At 50.3% G+C, this 5,435-nt stretch carries 4 protein-coding genes; all 4 read right to left on the bottom strand.

Annotated elements, in window-relative coordinates; all coding sequences use genetic code 11:
* Window positions 1-269: 269 nt before the first annotated feature.
* A complete protein-coding gene (locus tag KJ970_21160) occupies window positions 270-1,364 on the bottom strand; it encodes a right-handed parallel beta-helix repeat-containing protein (GenBank protein MBU2693435.1) in 1,095 nt (364 codons plus the stop codon).
* 10 nt (window positions 1,365-1,374) lie between these two features.
* Window positions 1,375-2,553 (bottom strand): DUF1565 domain-containing protein, encoded by a 1,179-nt coding sequence (locus KJ970_21155; protein ID MBU2693434.1) that lies wholly within the window; start codon window positions 2,551-2,553, stop codon window positions 1,375-1,377.
* Window positions 2,554-2,651: 98 nt separating this feature from the next.
* Window positions 2,652-3,779 (bottom strand): right-handed parallel beta-helix repeat-containing protein, encoded by a 1,128-nt coding sequence (locus tag KJ970_21150; protein MBU2693433.1) that lies wholly within the window; start codon window positions 3,777-3,779, stop codon window positions 2,652-2,654.
* Between the two features lie 97 nt (window positions 3,780-3,876).
* The gene (locus KJ970_21145; GenBank protein MBU2693432.1) at window positions 3,877-5,007 is read right to left on the bottom strand and encodes a right-handed parallel beta-helix repeat-containing protein; all 1,131 of its coding nucleotides are present in this window, start codon (window positions 5,005-5,007) and stop codon (window positions 3,877-3,879) included.
* Window positions 5,008-5,435: the final 428 nt, after the last annotated feature.

Genomic DNA, 5,435 nt, shown 5'->3' with positions numbered 1-5,435 from the left:
CCCGTTCAGAATGCCGCAACCGCAAAACTCTATGACACTTACAGATATAGCGAACCCCAATGTCCTAAGCTACCGGCGTCAGCGTCAACCAAAAGAGCCACCCCATTTCGAGGCGGCTCATCGCGGCTCCCCGGGTGCAACCCTCTTCTAACCACTCTCTGTTTTTGGGCTTAAGATCCTGGATGGAATTTGCGGAGAATCTTGCCTCTTATGCATAATTGGGCTTTCCACCCTTATAGAACCGATCGGACTCAGCATTTTCAATATCATCAGCGACCACCATAAAATGATTTTATCAATCCCCAACTTCTTTGGATTGTCGGATCTGGGAGATCGCATCCCACCCCCAACCCGCCGATGAGTACCCCACATGGGTTGTTCTCAGGCAGGCAGGGAGAGCTAGATTCGACTCGATAATCTCCCTCCGACGTAGGGTCGTAGCCACCATCAATCCAGTAACAAAACAAAGGATCCGAAAATACATTTGCACCAATATATTCAATCTCCGAAATCCCCCATTCTACAATTTCAGCCGTGTCGACCACCGAGCAGCTAATTGTCGCAGATCCGTTCGATATGACCATGCCTCCAAAATTTCCCCACACAACGCTGTTTTCAAGCTGGATAAATCCACCGCCGGTTATTAAACCACCCCCATTAATTGCCGCATTGCCCGAAATAGTGCAATTTGATATGAGGGCTGAGGCATCAACGCCACAAAATATCCCTCCACCCATACCCGCTGCAAAACACCCATTAATTAAACATCCATCAAGCCTTAATGTTGAGCCATTCCCGACCAGTATTCCGCCACCTGCCTCAGGCGCCCGGTTCCCGGAAACAATAGAATTCTTAACCTCTGGTGAGGAATGCGAAATATAAATGCCAGCCCCATCGCCTCTCCCATTCGAGAGAATGAGACAATTATCAATCATACACGAGGACGCCTCCGAGCATGATAAACCCCTCGTATTCTCCTTCAAAATGCAGTTGGCGACTGTTGATGACGCTTCATTCCCAAACACGATTGCGGTGCGATCGGCTCCGCGAATGGTAAATCCATCAACTATACAATTTCGGCTTTCACGATTTTGAAAATAAATTCCAAAGTGCTCACCTTGACAATCAATTATCGTAGCTGCGGCACCTTCCTCCGAAATCAAGACAATATCCTTTCCCGCAAAGCCGAGGTTGTTATTGCCATTTCCTGCATATATTCCAGCTGCCACTAGAACACTATCTCCTGCGGTGGCCGCATCAAGCCCCGCCTGGATGGTGGAGAAACTAGATGGAACATTGTAGATCATGGCTGATCCAGGGGCTGGAATAATAGCCAGAAGTATAAATGCGAAATGCACCCGCATGAATTACCCCCTATTTATAAGTCGCCTTGATCTGCCCCCACGATGACGGAATTGGCTTAGCTGGTTCGGAGACTGATGAGGAGGCGCAGCCCGCCCCAAAGGCACCTATCAGACCCCCGCAATCCTCGGAACCTGGTGGGTGGTTTTCCGGCAACAGGGGTGACGAATTTTGTAGATGATAATCCTCAAGATCAGGATCGCAGAACAGTGGATCCATCATTACATCAGCCCAGTCATCTATGTCCTCGCAACCCAAACACGGGCCAGCCCACTGACCTTCATGGTTGTAGAAATCCGGCCAGCCGGTGTTTTCCCAGTAGCCATTGCAGCAACAACGTTGCCACCCAGTATGAAGCCAGACGTATAGCCCATACGGATCATTCGATGCAAAGACATTGTGGTGAATCGTCGCTTCATCGTCTGGGGCGAGGTACACGGCAGCCAAATCAGAAGTATTGCCGACAACTGTGTTGTTGAAAAACTCGATATTCCCGGCAATCATTACGGCACCTGTCCGTGGCGCTTCATTGCCGACGAAAAGATTGCCTGAGATTCTTAACGGTCCATAGCCGGACGCGGTCCACGCATTCAGAGCACCGCCACCACCAAGATCCGGATTACCGCCTTCGTTCCAATGCGTTGTCTGATTTCCAATGAAGAGACAATTCGTTATGTCTCCTCGGTGCACGGATTCAATCGCCAGCGCCCCTCCCGCTTGATCGTGCTGGTTGATGTTGTCCCTGAAAACACATTCATCGATGCTAAACTCCTCTACGCCGGCCACCGAGCTATTGTCTCCAAAACCCTCGATTATACATTGCCGGATCTCAAATCGGTTGATCAATGCTACCCGAAAGGCCGGTTGGCCATTCACCTCCACGATTCTGAAGCCGGAGACTATCACTGTTTCCGGTCCATTCCCATATATCCAGTAGAGGCTCGGAATGGTTGTCATCTCCGCGCCTCCCGTCGATTCAAGCTGCAGTGATTTCCCGTATATCAGGATGGGATCCTCATCGTACGTTCCCGGCCAGACCCGTACTGTGTCCCTACTTGCGGCGCTATCTATCGCTGCCTGGATGAACGGCGCATCACCTGAGCCGTCTTCGTAGACGTTCCAGGTCGTGGCAGAGCTGACTGCGGGCATCAGGGATATGACCAGCACGATCAGAACCTGGCGGGATACCATAGCACCCTCCCCATTTATAAGTCGCCTTCACCCGCCCCCAGGTAGACTGGTTCACATTGGTTGGGTCGGGTCTGATGATTTCCTATGTTAAAGATCATCTACTTCCCACTCCCATACATGGCCTTGATCGATCCCCAAGTCGTTGGGTGTGCAACCGGGACTGGAATGCAACCAGAATCAAAAGCACCTATCAGACCACAAGGATAGCCACCTGGATGGTTTCCAGGAGCGCAGGGCGAGTTTTCGGCTAAATGAAAATCGCCATTCTCCGGATCGCATAGCAGAGGATCACCCTCGAAATTACCCGGCCACCAAAAGATTTCGCATCCGTAACCAGCCCAAGCCCCACTCTCGTTGTTCCATAAGGCATTGCAACTAAAATGCGGCTCGGGAGTGTAGCCGCCAACTGGAACACAGTTCACTGCATAACCTTCTAAGGTGTTCATAATTATATTATTCTCGACAAGAGGCGCCGCCACGGCACGAAAGGAAATGGCGCCACCCGCTCCTCGATTTCCGTAAAAGGTGTTCTTTCGTATTGGACAGTTTCCTTCAGTATAAATTCCAGATCCTTCAGGTGCTTCGTTGGAGATAAAGAGGTTCTCCTCAACAATAACTTCATCGGCGATTAAGTGAATCGCCCCCCCACGAATCACCGCTTGATTATCAATGAAGATATTTCCTCTGACTAGAGGGGTGTCGTCGGGTCCAAAATATGCCATCACCAAGCCACCGCCCGAACCCGCTTCATTATCAATGAATACATTATTCTCTATGGCACCACTACCTTCCCATTGAACAGCACCACCATCTCCGAAGGTATGGTTTTCTTGGAGGATGTTGTTCCTTATTATTAATCCATGGCCTCCCATAACGATGGCGCGATCTCCGCTTTCGTGCCCATTGCGAATTGTAAAGCCGTCAATCACTCCATCTTCTACCATGTCAAAAAAGATCCCCGGTCCTGCTATTGCACTTCCATCAATTGTAGTGATTTCGGGACCAGATTGGGATATCAGGACTATACCCTTCTCCAATAAATAAATATTCTCAAAATAGGTTCCTGGAGCCACCAAAACTGTATCTCCCTGAGCAGAGCTGTCGGCAGCGGCTTGGATTGTTGGCGCGTCGCCCGAGCCGTCCTCGTAAACATTCCAGGTCGTGGCAGAGCTGACTGCGGGCATCAATGATATGAACAGCACGATCAGAGCCTGGCGGGATACCATAGCACACTCCCTATTTATAAGTCGCATCCACCCGCCCCAGGTAGACTGGTTCACATTGGTTGGGTCGGGTCTGATGATTTCCTAAGTTAAAGATCATCTACTTCCCACTCCCATACATGGCCTTGATCGATCCCCAAGTCGTTGGGTGTGCAACCGGGACTGGAATGCAACCCATGTCGAAAGCGCCGATTAAACCACAAGGGTAGTTGTAGGGATGATTCCCAGGCGCACAAGGCGAATTCTCAGCCAAATGGAAATCCCCACTTTCTGGATCACAGAGGAGGGGGTCAGCCTCGAAATTGCCCGGCCACCATGCGGGATTACACCCGTATCCAGACCATGCCCCTCCCTCGTTGTTCCAGAAGGCATTGCATCTAATTTGTGGCTCGGGGGTGTAACCGCCAACTGGAATACAATTCACAGCAAATCCCTCAAGCGTACCTGCAATGACATTATTTTCTACATAGGGAGATGCAACTGCTCGAAATGAAATGGTCCCACCTGCTCCTCGATTACCATAGAATGTGTTCTGTCTTATTGAAAAACCGGAAAAGCAATAGACCCCCGATCCTTCTGGTGCTTCGTTGGATACAAATAGGTTCTCTTCAAGGATGGCTTCGTCAATACGCAAATAAATTGCTCCACCTGCAATACTAGCTCGGTTATTGATAAATACATTACCTCTGACTAGAGGTGTATCATCATGTTCAAAATACCCCATGGTTAACCCCCCACCTTGCTCCGCCTCATTGTCAATGAATATGTTATCCTCGATAGTACCGCTCCCAACCCAAGATACACCACCACCAACAGATACTGATGTGTGGTTATCCCTAAGGATATTGTTCTTGATCAGAAGATTGTGCCCTTTAATCACAATGCCCATGTCTAAATCACCAGAACCGTTTGTGATTGTGAATCCATCGATCACTCCATGTTCTACTGTGTCAAAGTGAACAGCGTATCCAGGAGAAGCACTTCCATCAATGACGGTAAGCTCTGGGCCGGATTGAGATACTAAGATGATACCCTTCTCTAGCACGTAGATGTTCTCAAAATAAGTTCCAGGAGCGACTAGAACTGTATCCCCCTGAGTAGAGCTGTCGGCAGCGGCTTGGATGGTTGGAGCGTCACCAGAACCGTCTTCGTAGACGTTCCAGGTCGTGGCAGAACCGACAGCTGGGATTAGTGCCAGGAATAGGCCGATCAAGATTGAGCGGAACAACATGAGACACCCCCTGAATCGCCATTAACCCCACACAGTCACACGATAATAATAACATTAATCAGGGCCGGGTGGAAAGGGTGGGGATTCGGTCCTATATCGCATTAGGTTGCAATGGATTGGAAGCTGTTACCGGGCCAGCCAAAGCTCGCCCCCCCCTCCCACTGGCGGTGTGCCGGGCTGGTGGGGGGCGGAATGGATGGAATGTGTAAGTTCTGGCCCGACCCACTTTCAGCGCGGGCGTGGTGCGCTTTGTGGAAGGGATAGCTCCCGAACACTCGGCAAAAGCTTCCGAGCTTGACACCGCTTTGCTCGAAGGCTCACTCAACTTCAATATCCCCACTTCTCTCGTCGAATCGGCAGGCGATTCAGCGCCTCGCGATGAACCCTCCAGTTCGGCATGAATTGATCCATCAACGCAACGAAGCGGG

It is taken from the genome of Candidatus Eisenbacteria bacterium (assembly GCA_018831195.1).
GTDB lineage: Bacteria > Eisenbacteria > RBG-16-71-46 > CAIMUX01 > JAHJDP01 > JAHJDP01.
The sequence above is the reverse complement of the archived record's forward strand: the minus strand, read 5'-3'. Positions and strand labels throughout refer to the sequence as shown.